General features: G+C 75.5%; 14 protein-coding genes and 1 pseudogene. 10 read left to right on the top strand and 5 right to left on the bottom strand.

The window, feature by feature from the left end; all coding sequences use genetic code 11:
• Positions 1-107: 107 nt before the first annotated feature.
• The 3 genes from Q8W71_RS19845 (at position 108) to Q8W71_RS19835 (ending at position 4,073) form a co-directional block, all read left to right on the top strand.
• The gene (locus Q8W71_RS19845) at positions 108-965 is read left to right on the top strand and encodes a sensor histidine kinase (protein WP_305527133.1); all 858 of its coding nucleotides are present in this window, start codon (positions 108-110) and stop codon (positions 963-965) included.
• Between the two features lie 160 nt (positions 966-1,125).
• Positions 1,126-2,142, top strand: coding sequence for a magnesium chelatase ATPase subunit I (gene bchI / locus Q8W71_RS19840; protein WP_305527132.1), 1,017 nt, complete (start codon positions 1,126-1,128; stop codon positions 2,140-2,142).
• Positions 2,139-4,073 carry a VWA domain-containing protein gene (locus Q8W71_RS19835; protein WP_305527131.1) on the top strand — a complete coding sequence of 645 codons (1,935 nt, stop codon included), beginning with the start codon at positions 2,139-2,141 and terminating at the stop codon, positions 4,071-4,073. Before bchI ends, Q8W71_RS19835 begins: the two co-directional genes overlap by 4 nt.
• Before the next feature lie 3 nt (positions 4,074-4,076).
• On the opposite strand, the gene Q8W71_RS19830 is transcribed toward Q8W71_RS19835, so the two are convergent.
• The gene (locus tag Q8W71_RS19830) at positions 4,077-4,244 is read right to left on the bottom strand and encodes a hypothetical protein (protein ID WP_305527130.1); all 168 of its coding nucleotides are present in this window, start codon (positions 4,242-4,244) and stop codon (positions 4,077-4,079) included.
• A gap of 264 nt (positions 4,245-4,508) precedes the next feature.
• On the opposite strand from Q8W71_RS19830, the gene bchO reads away from it, so the two are divergent.
• The 6 genes and pseudogenes from bchO to Q8W71_RS19800 all read left to right on the top strand — a co-directional run bounded on the left by bchO (position 4,509) and on the right by Q8W71_RS19800 (position 10,970).
• Positions 4,509-5,408, top strand: coding sequence for an alpha/beta fold hydrolase BchO (gene bchO / locus Q8W71_RS19825; RefSeq protein WP_305527129.1), 900 nt, complete (start codon positions 4,509-4,511; stop codon positions 5,406-5,408).
• A 67-nt stretch (positions 5,409-5,475) separates the two neighbouring features.
• Complete coding sequence (locus tag Q8W71_RS19820) at positions 5,476-6,240, top strand: gamma-glutamyl-gamma-aminobutyrate hydrolase family protein (RefSeq protein WP_305527128.1); 765 nt, start codon at positions 5,476-5,478, stop codon at positions 6,238-6,240.
• Between the two features lie 390 nt (positions 6,241-6,630).
• Complete coding sequence (larC, locus tag Q8W71_RS19815) at positions 6,631-7,953, top strand: nickel pincer cofactor biosynthesis protein LarC (protein WP_305527127.1); 1,323 nt, start codon at positions 6,631-6,633, stop codon at positions 7,951-7,953.
• Positions 7,950-8,750: pseudogene (larE, locus tag Q8W71_RS19810) on the top strand (ATP-dependent sacrificial sulfur transferase LarE); the annotation flags it as partial. The gene larC and the pseudogene larE, both read left to right, overlap by 4 nt.
• A gap of 308 nt (positions 8,751-9,058) precedes the next feature.
• On the top strand, positions 9,059-9,769 hold the full coding sequence (gene larB, locus Q8W71_RS19805) for a nickel pincer cofactor biosynthesis protein LarB (protein ID WP_305527126.1): 711 nt from the start codon (positions 9,059-9,061) through the stop codon (positions 9,767-9,769).
• A 64-nt stretch (positions 9,770-9,833) separates the two neighbouring features.
• The gene (locus Q8W71_RS19800; protein ID WP_305527125.1) at positions 9,834-10,970 is read left to right on the top strand and encodes an aldo/keto reductase; all 1,137 of its coding nucleotides are present in this window, start codon (positions 9,834-9,836) and stop codon (positions 10,968-10,970) included.
• A 4-nt stretch (positions 10,971-10,974) separates the two neighbouring features.
• Here Q8W71_RS19800 and Q8W71_RS19795 read toward each other — a convergent pair whose 3' ends face one another.
• From Q8W71_RS19795 to Q8W71_RS19785, 3 genes are read right to left on the bottom strand one after another with little or no spacing between them, the layout of a single operon-like run.
• Entirely contained in the window at positions 10,975-12,228 is a 1,254-nt protein-coding gene (locus Q8W71_RS19795; protein WP_305527124.1) for a cytochrome P450, read from the bottom strand.
• A 58-nt stretch (positions 12,229-12,286) separates the two neighbouring features.
• Entirely contained in the window at positions 12,287-13,564 is a 1,278-nt protein-coding gene (locus Q8W71_RS19790) for an NAD(P)/FAD-dependent oxidoreductase (protein WP_305527123.1), read from the bottom strand.
• Between the two features lies 1 nt (position 13,565).
• Positions 13,566-13,790, bottom strand: a complete 225-nt coding sequence (locus tag Q8W71_RS19785; protein ID WP_305527122.1) for a ferredoxin — start codon at positions 13,788-13,790, stop codon at positions 13,566-13,568.
• Between the two features lie 207 nt (positions 13,791-13,997).
• Here Q8W71_RS19785 and Q8W71_RS19780 point away from each other — a divergent pair, with 207 nt between their 5' ends.
• Positions 13,998-14,669 carry a hypothetical protein gene (locus Q8W71_RS19780; protein ID WP_305527121.1) on the top strand — a complete coding sequence of 224 codons (672 nt, stop codon included), beginning with the start codon at positions 13,998-14,000 and terminating at the stop codon, positions 14,667-14,669.
• 312 nt (positions 14,670-14,981) lie between these two features.
• On the opposite strand, the gene Q8W71_RS19775 is transcribed toward Q8W71_RS19780, so the two are convergent.
• Positions 14,982-15,914: a transposase gene (locus tag Q8W71_RS19775; RefSeq protein WP_305526449.1), complete on the bottom strand. Its 933-nt coding sequence runs from the start codon at positions 15,912-15,914 to the stop codon at positions 14,982-14,984.
• Positions 15,915-16,065: the final 151 nt, after the last annotated feature.

Below are 16,065 nucleotides of genomic sequence, written 5' to 3'. Positions count from 1 at the left end.
CCCGATTTCCGCGCGGAGGTTAACCAGGGTTGGCGGCCGGCCCCGCGCGTCACCCTAGAGTCGGGCTTGGCCGTGAGGTGGCCGATTCCCTGCTACGGGGGCGCCCGGTGTACGACAGGCAGCGCGATCTCGCCGCCGAGAACGAACGGCTCCGGCTCCACGTGGCGGAGGCCGGGGAGAACGCCGAGCGCGCCTTCGCCCTGATGGCCGCCTGCGACGCGGACTGCGCCGAGGCGCTCCGGCGCGGCCGGGCCGGATCCGCGGGCCGGGTCGCGGCCCTGGAGCGGGAACTCGCCGCCGTCCGCGACCGCCTGCACGCGGCCGAGCACGCCGCCGCCCGCCTCCAGGCCCGCTACGAGCACCAGCGCGGGCTGATGCGGGAGCTGTCGCACCGTCTGCGCAACGCGCTGACGCTGGTGCAGGCGATGGTCGGCCAGACCCTGCGCGAGCCGACCACGCTCAGCGACGGGCGCGCGACGCTGCTGGCGCGGATCGTGGCGCTGGGCCAGGCGCACGCCGTGCTGATCGACGAGCGCTGGCTCGGCACCACCGTGCGCCGCACCGTGGAGACCGCGCTGGCCACCCATGCCGGCCCGGACACGGCCGGGCGGTTCGCGGTGGCGGGGCCGCGGGTGCGCCTCGGCTCCCGACAGACCGTGGCGCTGTCCATGGCGCTGCACGAGCTGGCGACGAACTCCGCGAAGTACGGCTCGCTCTCCTGCGAGGCCGGCCGGGTGCGGATCGCGTGGCACACCGCGCGCGAGGCCGACGGGCGGCGGCTGCACCTCGCCTGGAGCGAGCACGACGGGCCGCCGGTGCGCCCGCCCGGCCGCCGCGGCTTCGGCTCGCGGCTGATCGAGCGCACGGTCACCGACACGCTCGGCGGCACGGTGGATCTGCGCTTCGACCCCGCCGGAGTGGTCTGCACGCTCTCGGCCCCCGTCGCGCCGGCCGGGCGGGGCTGAGCCCGGGGTCGCGACAGATCCCGGATCCCGTCGCGGCGCACCGGCCAAGCTTCGGCGCGCCCTATGAGGCGACGGCGATACCGGTGCTATAGCTCGGCGGTCGAGAGCGGCCGGACCGGGCCGGCCGCTCTCGCCGACGCCGCGGAGTCCGAGCCGACACGTGCCCACCTTCCCCTTCTCGGCCATCGTCGCGCAGGACGAGATGCGCCAGGCGCTGCTGATCGCGGCGATCGATCCCGCGGTCGGCGGCGTGCTGGTGTTCGGCGACCGCGGCACCGGCAAGTCCACGGCGATCCGGGCGCTCGCCGCGCTGCTGCCGCCGATGCGGGCGGTCTCCGGCTGCCCCTACCAGTGCGACCCGGAGGCCCCCGCCGCCCTGTGCCCGCATTGCGCGAGCGTCCCGGGGGCGCGGAAGAAGTCCGAGAGGAAACCGGTGCCGGTGGTCGACCTGCCGCTGGGGGCGACCGAGGACCGGGTGGTCGGCACCCTCGACCTGGAGCGGGCGCTGGGCGCCGGGATCAAGGCGTTCGAGCCGGGGCTGCTGGCCCGGGCCAACCGCGGCTTCCTCTACATCGACGAGGTCAACCTGCTGGAGGACCACCTCGTCGACCTGCTGCTCGACGTGGCGGCCTCGGGCGTCAACACCGTCGAGCGCGAAGGGCTGTCGCTGCGCCACCCGGCACGGTTCGTCCTCGTCGGCTCCGGCAACCCGGAGGAGGGGGAGTTGCGCCCGCAGCTCCTCGACCGCTTCGGTCTGGCCTGCGAGGTCGCCACCCCCCGGGACATCCCGACCCGGATCGCCGTGGTGCGCGCCCGCGACGCCTACGAGCGCGACCCCGAGGGCTTCTGCGCCGCCCATGCCCGGGAAGAGGGAAAAGTCCGAAAAAAAATCGTGGCGGCGCGGGAGCGGCTGGCGGAGGTCGCGGTGCCGGACGCGGCGCTGGAGCGTGCGGCGGCGCTCTGCCTCGCGCTCGGCACCGACGGCCTGCGCGGCGAGCTGACCCTGATGCGCACCGCCCGGGCGCTCGCCGCCCTCGACGGCGACGCGGCGGTGACCGACGACCACCTCCGCCGGATCGCCCCCGCCGCCCTCCGCCACCGCCTGCGCCGCAACCCGCTGGACGAATCGGGCTCCACCGCCCGGGTCGAGCGGGCGCTGGCCGAGGTTTTCGCGTGAGGCGCGACGCCGCTCTCCCGCTCCCCTCCGCGGGGAGCGGGGACGACGCGGCCGCCCGCGTCTGGGCCGACGCCCTCCTCGCCGCCGACCTTCTCGCGAACGACCCGCACGGCCTCGGCGGCGCGGTGGTGCGGGCGGCGCCCGGGCCGGTCCGCGACGCGTGGCTCGCCGCCCTGCGCGCCGCCTTGCCCGCGGACACGCCGTGGCGGCGGATGCCGCCGGGGATCGGCGACGACGGCCTGCTCGGCGGCCTCGACCTCGCCGCCACCCTCGCGGCCGGGCGCCCGGTGACGCGGCCGGGCCTGCTGGCGGAGGCGGAGGGCGGCGTGCTCGTCGCGCCGATGGCCGAGCGCCTGCCCCCCGGGACCGCCGGCCGCCTCGCCGCCGCCCTCGACACCGGCCGCGCGGGGGACACCCCGGCCCGGTTCGGGCTCGTGCTGCTCGACGAGGGGCTCGACGACGAGACCGTCCCCGAGGCGCTGGCCGACCGGCTCGCCTTTCGGATCGACCTCGGCGGGATCGGGCCGGGGGTGATCGGCGCGCCGGGTGCGCAACGCGCCTCTCCGGGCGCCGAGCCGTGGCAATCGCACATCGTCCCGCGGACGGTGACCGCGGGCCTCTCCTCCCCCTTGTGGGGAGGAGTTGGAGGTGGGGGTGGTGCAGGAGGCACCGCCACGCTCGATCCTGAACCACACCCACCCCTGACCCCTCCCCACACGGGGGAGGGGAAAGGCGGTGTGTTTCAACGCCCCATCCCGGATCCGACATGTGAGGCCCATAGGGCGGTCGAGGCAGGGGAGGCGGCCGATCCCCTCGCCACCCTCTGCGCGGTGGCCGAGGCGTTCGGCGTCGCCTCCCTGCGCGGGCCGGTCCTCGCCGCGCGGGTGGCGCGGGCGCTGGCGGCCGGCGCTCCGGTGGGCGAGGCGGACGCGGTCGCCGCCGCCCGCCTCGTCCTGGCGCCGCGGGCGACGCGGCTGCCCGCGGCCGATGCCGAACCCGAGGCGAGCCCGCCCGAGGATCAGCGCGCCGAGGATCGGCCCCCCCAGGACGATCCGCCCGAGCAGGACGCCGAGGCCGGCGCGGCCGAGGAGGTCGTGCTGGAGGCGGTGCGCGCGGCGATCCCGCAGAACCTGCTCGCGGCGCTGATCGCGGGCGCCCCGCGGCTCGCGGGCAGCGCCGGCCGGTCGGGCGCCCCGGCGCAGGGCGCGCGCACCGGGCGGCCGGTCGGCAGCCGGCGGGGCGATCCGCGGCGCGGGCGGCTCGACCTGCTGGCGACGTTGCGCGCGGCCGCCCCCTGGCAGGCCCTGCGGCGCGGCCCGGAGACGGGGCGGATCGTCGTCCGCCGGGACGACCTGCGGATCAAGACCCTGCGGCAGCGGACCGAGACCACGACGGTGTTCTGCGTCGACGCCTCGGGCTCGTCGGCCCTGGAGCGGCTGGCCGAGGCCAAGGGCGCGGTCGAGCTCCTGCTCGCCGAATCCTACGTCCGGCGCGACCGGGTGGCGCTGGTCGCCTTCCGGGGCGCGGGGGCGGAGCTGGTTCTGCCGCCGACCCGCTCGCTCACCCGGGCGAAGCGCAACCTCGCCGGACTGCCGGGCGGGGGCGGAACGCCGCTCGCCGCCGGGATCGACGCCGCGCTGACGGTGGCGCTCGGCGTGCGCCGGGGCGGCGGCCGGCCGGTTGTGGTGGTGCTGACCGACGGGCGCGCCAACGTCGCCCGCTCGGGCGAAGGCGGCCGGGCCCGGGCCGGAGCGGAGGCGCTGGCGGCGGCCCGGGCGCTGCGCGCCGCCGGCCTGCCGGCCCTGGTGATCGACACCGGCGCCCGCGGCGAGGGCGCCCGGGGTGTCGCCGAGGCGATGGGCGCCCGCTACCTGCCGCTGCCCCGGGCCGATGCCGGCGGTCTCAGCGCGGCGATGCGGGCGGCGCGATGAGGCTCAGATGTCGGCGCCGATGCCGAGGTCGGCCAAGCGCTGGTGGTGGGCGATCCAGGCCCGGACCATGTCCTGGACCAGCGCCGCGAGGTTCCAGCCGCCGGCGAGCGGGGCGGTCTGTGCGGACGTCGGCGAGGACGTGGGCGAGGACGTGGGAACGAGAGGTATCATGACCTGCTCCTCAGTTGGGGACGAGATGGTGTTCTTGTGCCCCCGCAACCTGAGCCCTGCGCTGCACTGCAACAACCGTCCCGGCGACAGCGGAGCCATGCGGCAGCCGCATGGTTTTCTTCAAGAATACGAAATACTTCCACCTCGGAAGGATAGCGCAGGATCGACGAAAGGCGGGCTGGCACGGCCGCGCCCGGATGGCCAATTCCGTGTATTTATTGCACTGCAAAAGACCGTGAGACATCGGTTCGGGGATCACCGCCCATGCTGAGCCCGTTCGATCCCGACCGGCCGGACTGGGAGCGCGAGGGCCGCGACTGGCCGCACCGGGAGGCCAGCCGGTTCATCGAGGCGGCGGGCCTGCGCTGGCAGGTGCAGGAATTCGGTGCCCCCGACAGCCCGGCGCTGCTGCTGCTGCACGGCACCGGCGCCGCCAACCATTCCTGGCGGGGGCTCGCGCCCCTGCTCGCCGAGCATTTCCGCGTGGTGGCCCCGGACCTGCCGGGCCACGGCTTCACCGACCCGCTGCGCGACGCCGACCTGTCGCTGCCGGGCATGGCCCGGGCGGTGGCGGGCCTGACGGAGGCGCTCGGGATCGCGCCGGTCGTCGTCGTCGGGCACTCGGCCGGCGCGGCGGTGCTGGCGCGGATGTGCCTCGACGGCTCCATCGCCCCCCGGCTGCTCGCGGCGGTGAACGGCGCCCTGGCGCCGCTGCCGGGGGCGGCGGCCCTGCTGTTCCCCGGCATGGCGCGGATGCTGTTCCTCAACCCGATCACCCCGAAGGTGTTCGCCTGGACCGCCGACCGGGCGGCGGTGCGGCGGCTGATCGAGGGCACCGGCTCCGGCCTCGACGCGACGGGGCTCGACCTCTACCGGCGGCTGTTCGCCCGCGCCGGCCACGTGCGCGGTGCACTCGGCATGATGGCCAACTGGGACCTCGCCGGCCTGCACCGCGACCTGCCGCGGCTCTCGGTGCGGACCCTGCTGGTCGTCGGCGGCGCCGACCGGGCGATCCTGCCGGACACCGCGTTCACGCTGCGCGACCGCCTGCCCGACGCCCGGGTGGCGCTGATCCGCGGCCTGGGCCATCTCGCCCACGAGGAGGCGCCGGAGCGCGTGGCCGAGGTCTTGCTGGAGGAGGCGCGGGCGGTCGGGGCGCTCTGAACCGGGACTGGCGCCGGACAGGCCGGGGTCGTAAGGGCTCGTCCGAACGGAGGGAGCGGAACGCGCGATGGCCAAGCCCGTGATCGGCGTGATCGCCAACGCGCGCCTGCTCGACAACCGGTTCCCCGCGCAGATCGTCGGCGAGAACAACCTGCGGGCGGTGGCCGCGGTGGCCGGGGCCCTGCCGCTGGTCTTCGCGGGCACGCCCGGCGTCACCGACATCGGCGACCTGCTCGACGTGGCGGACGGGGTGCTGCTCACCGGGGGCCGGGCCAACGTCCACCCGCGCCGCTTCCGCACCGCCGCCGACAAGGCGCACGAGCCCTACGACGAGGGCCGCGACGACCTCGCCCTGCCGCTGATCGAGGCCTGCGTCGCCCGCGGCGTGCCGGTGTTCGGCATCTGCCGCGGCTTCCAGGAGATGAACGTCGCCTTCGGCGGCAGCCTCCACCCGGAGATCCGCACCCTGCCGGGACGCATCAACCACCGCATGCCCCGCCTGCCGAACGGCGAGATCCACCCGGATCTCGAACTCATCTTCGCCGAGCGCCACGCCGTGCGCCTGACCCCGGGGGGCACCTTCGCGCGCCTCCTGGGTTGCGAGACGATCCGGGTGAACTCGCTGCACGGCCAGGGCATCCTGGAGCCCGGCGGGCGCGTGGTGATCGAGGGCGTGGCCGAGGACGGGACGATCGAGGCGATCCGCATCGCCGACGCCCCGGGCTTCGCGCTCGGCGTCCAGTGGCACGCCGAGCACGACCCCGCGACCAATCCGGTCAACCGCGCGCTGTTCGAGGCGTTCGGCGCGGCGGTGGCGGCGCGGGCGGGGTAACGCGTAGTCGATACAGCATCATTTCGGGGCCGCGCAGGACGGAATCGGCCACCCGCGCGCTCTCCCTCCCCCCTCTGCGGGGGAGGGTGGGCCAATGGGCGCCCTTGGCGTCAGCGGAGGTCGGGAGAGGGGAGCCCGGCTTCAGAAGATGTCCGAGTGGTGGATGCCGTGCGGCCTCTCCGGCACCGTCGCTCCCCTCTCCCGACCCGCTTCGCGGGCCACCCTCCTCCGCAGAGGGGGGAGGGGGAGCCGCTGCGATCGGTATGCTTTCCGAGACGCGCCACCGTCATCCCCGGCCTGCGGCCACCTGTCCGCACGGCCGCGCTTGCCCGGGGACCTTTCCGCCCGATGTCGGGTTCCCCGACAGGACCGGCGGGCCGCACGGACCGGATGCAGATCCATCTCGACGCCCTCGGGGGCGTGGCCGGCGACATGTTCGTCGCCGCCCTCCTCGACGCCTTCCCCGAGCACGAGGCCGGGACGCTGGCGAGCGTGCGCGCCGCCCTGCGCCCGTCCGGTCAGGCGATCGGCTGCGAACTCCTCGCGCACAACGACGGCATCCTGAGCGGGCGCCGCTTCGCGGTGTCGGCGGGCGGCGCGGCGGAGGGCCGCGAGCAAGGGCACGGCGGCGGGCACGCCCACCGCCACGACCCTCACGGGCACCACGACCACGGTCACGGGCATCACGGGCACCACGACCACGGCCACGGGCATCACGGCGCCGGGCATCACGGCCACCGGCCCTGGGCGCGGATCCGCGACGACCTGCACCGGGCCGACCTCGCGCCGGCGGTGCGGGACCACGCGCTCGCGATCTTCGGGCATCTCGCGCAGGCCGAGGCCCGGGTGCACGGCATCGCCGTCGAGCGGGTCGCGTTCCACGAGGTCGGCGCCTGGGACTCGATCGCCGACATCGCCGCCGCGGCCCACCTGATCGCGGCCGTCGGGGCGAGCGCCTGGAGCGTGTCGGCGCTGCCGCTGGGCGGCGGCCGGGTGCGCACCCAGCACGGGCCGCTGCCGGTGCCGGCGCCCGCCACCACCCTGCTGCTCGCCGGCTTCGCCACCCTCGACGACGGCGTGCCGGGCGAGCGCGTCACGCCCACCGGCGCCGCGATCCTGCGCCACCTCTGCGGCGGGGCGCCGCCGGCGCGGGCGCCGCGGGTGCTGGTCCGCTCGGGCACCGGCTTCGGCACGCGCCGGCTGCCCGGGATCAGCAACTGCCTGCGGGTGCTGGCCTTCGACGAAGCGGCGCCGGAGCGGGCGGCGCCCGGCGGCCACCGCGAGATCGGGGTGATCGAGTTCGAGGTGGACGACCAGTCCGGCGAGGATCTCGCCATGGGGCTCGACGCCCTGCGCGCCCACGCAGGGGTGCTCGACGCGGTGCAGATGCCGGTCTTCGGCAAGAAGGGGCGGATGATGACCCACGTGCGGGTGCTGGCCCGCGCCGCGTCCCTGGAGGCGGTTCTGGAGGCGTGCTTCCGCGAGACCACCACCATCGGCCTGCGCCACCGGATCGTCGCGGGCGTCGCGCTGCCGCGGGCCGAGACGGTCGTGACGACGGGCGACCGCAGCGTGCGGGTCAAGACCGTGGAGCGCCCCGGCGGGCGCACCGCCAAGGCCGAGGCCGACGACGCGTTGGCCGGCGCCGACCACGCCGCCCGCGCCCGGCTGCGCCGCGAGGCCGAGGCGCTGGCCCTGGAGGGGGACGCGTGAGCCCGCGCGCGCGCCTGGAGGCCGGCCTCGCGGGGCTCGGGCCGGTGGCGGTGGCGGTGAGCGGCGGCGTCGACAGCCTGACGCTCGCGGCGCTCGCCCACCGCGTCCTCGGCCCGGAGGCCCTGATGGTCCACGCCGTCTCCCCCGCGGTGCCGGGCGAGGCCACCGCGCGGGTGCGGGACGAGGCCGCGCGCGGGGGCTGGGACCTGCGGGTGATCGAGGCCGGCGAGTTCGCCGACCCGCGCTACCGCGCCAACCCGGTCAACCGCTGCTTCTTCTGCAAGACCAACCTCTACGGCGCGATTCGGCACGTCACCGACCGCCAGATCCTGTCGGGCGCCAACACGGACGACCTCGGCGAGTACCGCCCCGGCCTCGACGCGGCCCGGGAGCACGGGGTGCGCCACCCCTACGTCGAGGCCGGGTTCGACAAGGGGATGGTGCGGGCGCTCAGCCGCGACCTCGGCCTCGGCGCCGTGGCCGAACTGCCGGCCGCGCCCTGCCTGTCGAGCCGGATCGAGACCGGCATCGCGGTCGAGCCCGAGACCCTGGCCTTCGTCCACGCCGCCGAGGGGCTGGTGGGTGCGGCCCTCGGCGGGGGCGCGGGCCCCGGCCGGGCGGTGCGCTGCCGGGTGCGGGCCGGGGGCACCGTGATCGAGCTGGACCCCGCGAGCCTCGACGCCCTGACCGAGGCGGAGCGCGGCGCCCTCGGCGCGGGCATCCTGGCGCGGGCGCCCGCGCGCCTCGCCGGGCAGCGCGTGCGCTTCCTGCCCTACCGCGTCGGCAGCGCCTTCCTCACCGGGAGAACGCCGCCGCACGGCACGGCCGTGGCCGGCAGCGATGGACGTGATCCCGCGCGCGCTCCTTCTCCCGAGGGGGGCGTGGGACGCCCGCAACGTCCCGCCGACGGTGACCGCCGGGCCTCTCCTCCCCACGGATCTCGGGCTTGCCCGAGATCCGCCTCTCCGCCCCCTTGTGGGGAGGAGCCGCGTCGCGGTTCGACGATCCGTCCCGGAGGCGGTGTGCGAATGTCCATGCCCGAACGGGAGAAGGGACCTGAGCCTCAGGCGTCGCCGGACCTTCCGGACACCGTCCGGGGGCGGCCGTGAGCGTCGCGGAGGAATTCACCCTCGATTTCGGCCGGGCCGAGCGGATCGGGCTGGAGGAGGCGATCTTCTGCGCCGGCAAGTCCGTCGCGCAGATCGACGCGATCCTCGACGCGGCCGCGGAACGGGACGCCCGCTTCCTGCTCACCCGCCTGGATCCGGAAACGTTCGCGGCCCTCGATCCCGTACACCGGCGGCGGCTCGACCATTGCCCGGTCTCGCGCACCGCCGTGTTCGGCGAAGCCCGACCGGTGACGGGGGAGCCCCGCGTCGCGGTGGTGGCGGCCGGCACCTCCGACGTGCCGGTGGCGCGCGAGGCCCTGCGCACGCTGGCCTACGCGGGCGTACCCGCGACCCTGATCGCCGATGTCGGCGTCGCCGGCCTGTGGCGGCTGACCCGGCGGATCGAGGAGATCCGCGCGCACCCGGTGACGATCGTCGCCGCCGGCATGGACGCGGCGCTGCCGAGCGTGGTCGGCGGCCTCGTCGCCGGCCCGGTGATCGCGGTGCCGACCTCGGTGGGCTACGGGGTCGCGGCGGGGGGCCGGGCGGCGCTGGACGCCGTGCTCGCGAGCTGCGCGCCGGGGATCACGGTCGTCAACATCGACAACGGCTACGGCGCGGCCTGCGCGGCCCTGCGCCTGCTCGAAGCCGCCCGCCGCCTCGCGGCGGGCGCATCCCCGGGGGGAACCGGAGGATCGGACCGATGACGCAGATCCGCCCAGGCAACCGCCACAGGCCGGCGGCGCCCGCAGCCCAGCACGGAGACGAACCATGGAACGCCGCAGCTTCCTGCAAGGCGCCGCCCTCGGCGCCGGTCTCGCGGCCTCGGGCGGCGCGGGGGCGGCCGTGAGCGGCCCCGGGAACGGTGCTTCCGGGAACGGCACCGCACTGCCGAGCACCCGGCCGCAGGACCCCGCCGCCCTGCCGCTGATCACGGATCCCGGCGAGCGCCGTGGGGAGATGCTCTACCGCCCCTTCGGGCGAACCTCCGAAAAAATCTCGGCGATCGGGATGGGCGGGTTCCACCTCGGCAAGAACGCCGTCTCCGACGACGAGGCCACGCGCCTGATCCACGCCGGGATCGAGCGCGGCATCACCTTCATGGACAATTGCTGGGACTACAACCACGGCCGCTCAGAGCTGCGGATGGGCGTGGCGCTCGCCCAGGGCGGCTACCGGGACAAGGTCTTCCTGATGTCCAAGATGGACGGGCGGACCAAGGCGGAAGCGCTCAAGCAGATCGACACCTCGCTCAAGCGCCTGCGCACCGACCGGATCGACCTCGTCCAGCACCACGAGATCCTGCGCTTCGACGACCCCGACCGCGTCTTCGCGGAGGGCGGCGCCATGGAGGGATTCCTGGAGGCCAAGAGACAGGGCAAGCTGCGCTACATCGGCTTCACCGGCCACAAGGACCCGCGCATCCATCTCCAGATGCTGGAGGTGGCCGGGGAGCGCGGCTTCCCCTTCGACGCCTGCCAGATGCCGCTCAACGTGATGGACGCGCATTTCCGCTCGTTCGGCCACCTCGTGCTGCCGCACCTCGTGCAGGCGGGCATCGCGCCGCTCGCCATGAAGACCTTCGGCGACGGGGTGATCCTGAAGTCGGACGCGCCGATCCGGCCGATCGAGTACCTGCACTTCTCCCTGAACCTGCCGGTCTCGACCGTGATCACCGGCATCCAGAACCAGTGCGACCTCGACCAGGCGTTCGAGGCGGTGAAGACGTTCAAGCCGATGGACAGGGCGGCGGTCGCCGAGCTGCTGGCGCGCGCCAAGCCCTACGCGCTGGAGGGCAAGTACGAGCTGTTCAAGACGAGCGCGACCTTCGACGGCACCGCCAAGAACGCGGCGTGGCTCGGGGAGGACGTGGACAGCGTCCAGAAGCTCGCGCCGGTGATGGAGTGAGGGGTCAGGCGATCCCGTCGATCGCCACCCGCAGGTGCTCGGGGCCGCGGAGCGCCGCCCCGGGCCGGTAGGGGGGCGGGTCCGCGACGAGCCGGGGGTTCTTCAGGCGGCGGGCGAGCGCGGTCAGCGCCGCCTCCGCCTCGAACCGGGCGAGCGGCGCGCCGACGCAGTAGTGCAGCGAGCCGCCGAAGCCGAGGTGGCGGGTACCGGTGCGGTCGGGGTCGAACCGGTCGGGATCGGGGAAGACGGCAGCGTCGCGGTTGCCGGCGGCCAGCAGCAGCACGAGGTCGGCGCCCTCCGGGATCGTCACGCCCGCGATCGGGATCGGGCTCAGCGTCGTGCGGGTCCGGAACTGCACCGGCGGCTCGTAGCGCAGCAGTTCCTCGACGAGGCGCGGGGCCCGGGCCGGGTCGGCGCGCAGCCGCTCCAGCTCGTCCGGGTGGCGCAGCAGGGTGAGGAGGCCGTTGGTGATCAGGTTCACGGTGGTCTCGTGGCCGGCCACCAGCATCAGGATCGCGGTGGCGATCAGGTCGTAGTCGCCCACCCGGGTGCCGTCCGGGGCCGCGTCGTTGGCGAGCCCCGAGAGCATGTCGTCCTGCGGGTGCTTGCGCTTCTCCTTGATGAGATCGGCCATGTAGGCGGCGATCGCGTCGAAGGTCCGGCTGTTCTCGGCGCGGATCTCCGTGTCGGAGAGGCTGTCGGGTTCGAGCGCGGTGGCGAGCTGCGTCGCCCAGTCGTGGAACTTCGGCTCGTCCTCCCGGGGCACGCCGAACAGCTCGCAGATCACCGTGACCGGCAGCGGGTAGGCGAGGTCGTCGACCGCGTCGATCTCCCGGGCGCCGCGCTTCCTGTCGAGCAGGTCGGCGACCAGCCGGTCCGAGCGGTCGCGCATGCCCTGGACGCGCTCCCGAGTGAACTGGTTCATCACCGCGGCGCGCAGGCGGTCGTGGTCGGGGGGATCGCGGAAGATGAACGGCCGGTGGGCGTCGGTGATCCGGTCGCGGATCGGCTTGACGATCAGGTCGGTGAGCGGGTTGCCGGTGCGCGGCCGGTCGGCGGGGGGCAGGGTGTCGGAGCTGACCCGCGGGTCGGCGAGCAGGCTCGCGATCGTGCCGTGGGTGGCCGCCACCCAGGTGCCGGCCTCGCTGCCGTCGTCCTGGCGGGAGACCGGCGTGCGCCGCAGCCGCGCGTAGAGCGGGTAGGGGTCGGCGCGGTTGGACGGATCCTTGATCCGGTCGAGCAGGGTGGCGTCGGCCATGGAGGGGTCCCGTGGGCGGTCTGTGGGGGCGGTCCGTGTGGCGGTCTTCGGGATGGCGTCAGGGCAGGCCCGGCGCGAGGATGTCGAGGGAGCGCGCGTTGCGGTCGACGGCCGCGCCGTCGGGCGGGAACGGGGCGCGGGCGGCGATCAGCTCCGCGCAGGCGGGCAGCCAGCGGGCGCAGTCGACCGAGACGGCGGCGATGCAGCGGCCGGCCCGGCCGTAGAGGGCGACGAACCGGCGCGCGGCGAGATCGCCGTAGGCGATCGCCACCGCGTCCGCCCCGTCGGTCAGGCCGACCGACTTGACCATCACGTCGCCCTGCATCGACCAGAAGGTCGGCATCGCGGAATAGGGCGCGTCCGGCCGGTCCCCGGCGAGCAGGCGGCCGGCATGGACGGCTTGCGCCTCCGCGTGGCCCCAGTGCTCCAGCGCGACGCGGCGGCCGTCGTAGAGCGGGTGGGGGAAGCGGGCCACGTCGCCCGCCGCGGCGATCCGCGGATCCGGCCGGCCGTCGGCGTCGAGGACGTGGCCGTCCGCGTCGCAGTCGACGCCACCGGGATCCGCCGACAGGCCGGAGCCGGTGAGCCACGCGGTGTTGCGCACGGCGCCGAGCGCCACCACCGCCACCTCCGCCTCGATCCGCGTGCCGTCGGTCAGGTGGGCCCGGACGAGGCGGCCGCCTTCGTCCTCCAGCCACTCGACCTGGGCGCCGAAGCGCAGGTCGACGCCGTCCTCGCGCAGGAGCGCGCCGACCACGCCGCCGACGGTGCTGCCCAGCACGCGGGCCAGCGGCGTCGGGCCGGGATCGACCAGGGTGGCGGGCAGGCCGAGCGACCGGCACACGCGCGCCACCTCGCAGCCGATGAAGCCCGCGCCGATCACCACCACCCGCCGCGGGCCGGCGGCGAGCGCCGCCCGCAGGGCGGCGGCATCGTCGCGGCCGCGCAGGGTGAACACGCCGGGCATCCGCCCCTCGTGCGGGTTCGGCCAGGGCCGGGCGCGGGTGCCGGTGGCGATCAGCAGGCGGTCGTAGGGCAGCGCGCGCCCGTCGGCGAGGTGGACCTCCTGCGCCGTCCGGTCGAGGCGCGCGGCCGGCACGCCCAGATGCCAGTCGAGCGCGAGGCCCGGGCGGCCCGGCAGCGCCGTGGCGTCGGGCGGGGTCTCGCCGGTCAGCACGTGCTTGGAGAGCGGCGGCCGGTCGTAGGGCCGGTACGGCTCGTCGCCGACCACCGCCAGGGGGCCGGAGAAGCCCGCCGCGCGCATCGCCTCAGCGGCGCGCAGGGCCGCGAGGCCGGCGCCGACGATCACGGCGCGCTCGGTCCGGGACGGCGCCATCTCAGGCGTCCGGATCCTCGACCCGGATCGCCTGGACCGGGCAGGCGACGCGCGCCCGCTCGATGGCGACGCGGGCGTCCGCGCCCGGGGCGGGGTCGTAGAACAGCGCTTCCCGGCCGTCGATCCGGAAGTGACGCGGGGCGGCGTAGCAGCACTGGCCGTAGGCCTGGCACAGGTTGAGATCGACGCTCACCCGCAGGGGCGATCCGGCACTGGGGGGGGACATGGCCGACCAACCGCGGCCGGGCGGGCGCGGTTCCGCGGGGAACCCGCAACCTTAACGCGCAAATCGTTTCCACGGCGGCCGAATTGGCGCTATGGTCACGCTCAGGGACCGCCCGGCGATGCGGAGAGCGATTCGCCGTGAGGCGGCCCGACGCGGCGCGGGTCCGGAGCGTTGCCGCCCGTCACGCCGCCATCGCAGGAGGGCACCATGCCGCACGGTGCGCGAACGGGTCTCGCCGCCCTGGCCCTGTGCCTCGCCCTCGGGATCCTGGCGGTGCCGGCGCAGGACGCCGCCCCCGCGTGGTCGGACCCGCCGGCCCGCAAGGCCGACACGCCCAAGGTCGATGCCCGCAAGGTCGACGCCCCCAAGGCCGATGCTGCCAGAAGCGATACCGCCAGAACCGAAGCCTCCAAGGCCGACGCGCCCGTGAAGTCCAATCCCGTGAAGTCCGGCCCCGGCAGACCGGACGCCGTCCGGGCCGCCGAGGCGCCCCCCGCGGCCACCCCCGCCGCCGCGTCGCGGAGTGCGGACCGGGCCGCGCGGAAGGCGGACGCCCGGCGCGAGCGCCCGCGGGTCGCGGCCCGGGCCGAGCCGCGCCAGCGCCACGCCCGGGAGGCGCCGCGCCGTCCCGCCCCGCGGGTCGCGCAGGCGCGGCCGCCGCGGATGGCCGCGGCCCACCCGCCCGGCGGGGGGCGGTTCTACGGCCGGCCATACGGGTACGGCTACGGCTACGGGCCCGGCTACGCCGACGACCGCCTGGACCGCTTGAACAGCGCGGTCGCCGCCGGCTACCTGGTGGTGCACCGCCGCGCCGTCGAGTTCCCCGACGGCCGCACCCTGCGGGTCTACCGGCCGGTCGAGGACGACGGACTATTCTGATCCCGTTTCGGGCCGAACCGCCCGGTCGTCCGCGCCATCATCGCGCGGCAGCGGAGCGATCCGGGCCGCGCGCGTTCGCCGGAGGAACGCGGTCGTCGGCTCACCATCCGGATGCCGACATTGAGGGCTGTTCCCGACCGCGTCGCGCACAGGATACGACGCGGCGAGTCGAGGGGCGTTTCCGACCCTCCACCTCATTCTGAGGTGCCGCGTAAGCGGCCTCGAAGGAGGGCTCCAGGGATCGCGCGGCCGGCTGGAGGGCTCCTTCGAGGCCTCCGCTTCGCTCCGGCGCCTCAGCGACTGTGTTGGCTGTCAAGCGGGTTGCCATGGTTTCTGGTCCCGGATCATGGCGTTGAGGATGGAGAGGAGCTTGTGGGCGACGGCGACGACGGCGACGATCTTGGGCTTGCCGGCGGCCACGAGCCGGTCGCGGAACCGCTTGAGCACGGGGTTGTGCCGGCAGGCGGTGAGGGCTGCCAGGAACAGGGCCGTGCGCACGCTCTTGCGCCCGCCCGACACCATGGCGCGGCCCTTCCCCTTGCCGGACTCGCGCACGAACGGGGCGAGGCCGGCCAGCGCGGCGATCTGCTTGGTCTTGAGCCGGCCGAGTTCGGGCAGCTCGGCCAGGAGCGTGCGCGCCGTGACCGGCCCGACCCCCGGCACCGAGGCGAGCAGGTCCTCGGTGGCGCGCCAGGCCGGCGAGCCGCGCACGCCCGTGTCGATCTCGGCGTCGATCGCGGCGAGTTCCTTCTCCAGCGCCTTGATCAGCCGGGCGATGCTCCTGGCGATCCGCGCCGCCTCGGTGCGCGGGGCCCGGTTCTTCTCGGACGCCAGCATCTCGACGATCTGACGGCGCCGGGCGACCAGATCCGCCAGCATCCGCGTGGCCGCATCCGGCAGCGGCCGCACCGCCGGCTGCGTGGCGGCCGCGAACCGGGCGATCACGGCCGCGTCGATCGGATCCGACTTGGCCCGCTGGCCCAACGCCTTGGCGAAGTGCCGGACCTGGGCCGGATTGACCACCACCAGCGGCAGACCCGCGCCCGCCAGGGCTGCCGCCGCCACCTGCTCGAAGCCGCCGGTCGCCTCGATCGCCACCAGATCCGGCCCCAGCGCCTGCAGGCGCGTCACCAGATCGTTCAGGCCCGTGCCGTCGCGGGCAACCGCGAAGGCCTGACCCTGCGGCAGGACATGCACGTCCAGCCGCGCCTTGCACACGTCGATGCCGACACACACCAGCGCCATTCCGCCCCACCCTTGCGCAACCGGGCTCTTGCGGCCCGAGCGACTGTCCGGGGTCGTGGAATGGGCGGGCAGGCTCCCAAGCTGAGGTGCGGGCTTCAATGCCCCAGGATGAGCCGGGGTCCTGCCCGCCGCCGCAGATCCGACCTTACCA

The organism is Methylobacterium amylolyticum, from assembly GCF_030700245.1.
Taxonomy (GTDB): Bacteria; Pseudomonadota; Alphaproteobacteria; order Rhizobiales; family Beijerinckiaceae; genus Methylobacterium.
This window is presented reverse-complemented; position numbering and strand designations above follow the sequence as displayed.

Excerpts from the sequence above, each read along its gene's own strand:
- Q8W71_RS19830 (WP_305527130.1), bottom strand. The coding sequence starts at position 4,244 with ATGATACCTCTCGTTCCCACGTCCTCGCCCACGTCCTCGCCGACGTCC.
- bchO (WP_305527129.1), top strand. The coding sequence starts at position 4,509 with ATGCTGAGCCCGTTCGATCCCGACCGGCCGGACTGGGAGCGCGAGGGC.
- Q8W71_RS19820 (WP_305527128.1), top strand. The coding sequence starts at position 5,476 with ATGGCCAAGCCCGTGATCGGCGTGATCGCCAACGCGCGCCTGCTCGAC.
- larC (WP_305527127.1), top strand. The coding sequence starts at position 6,631 with ATGCAGATCCATCTCGACGCCCTCGGGGGCGTGGCCGGCGACATGTTC.
- Q8W71_RS19800 (WP_305527125.1), top strand. The coding sequence starts at position 9,834 with ATGGAACGCCGCAGCTTCCTGCAAGGCGCCGCCCTCGGCGCCGGTCTC.
- Q8W71_RS19795 (WP_305527124.1), bottom strand. The coding sequence starts at position 12,228 with ATGGCCGACGCCACCCTGCTCGACCGGATCAAGGATCCGTCCAACCGC.
- Q8W71_RS19790 (WP_305527123.1), bottom strand. The coding sequence starts at position 13,564 with ATGGCGCCGTCCCGGACCGAGCGCGCCGTGATCGTCGGCGCCGGCCTC.
- Q8W71_RS19785 (WP_305527122.1), bottom strand. The coding sequence starts at position 13,790 with ATGTCCCCCCCCAGTGCCGGATCGCCCCTGCGGGTGAGCGTCGATCTC.
- Q8W71_RS19780 (WP_305527121.1), top strand. The coding sequence starts at position 13,998 with ATGCCGCACGGTGCGCGAACGGGTCTCGCCGCCCTGGCCCTGTGCCTC.
- Q8W71_RS19775 (WP_305526449.1), bottom strand. The coding sequence starts at position 15,914 with ATGGCGCTGGTGTGTGTCGGCATCGACGTGTGCAAGGCGCGGCTGGAC.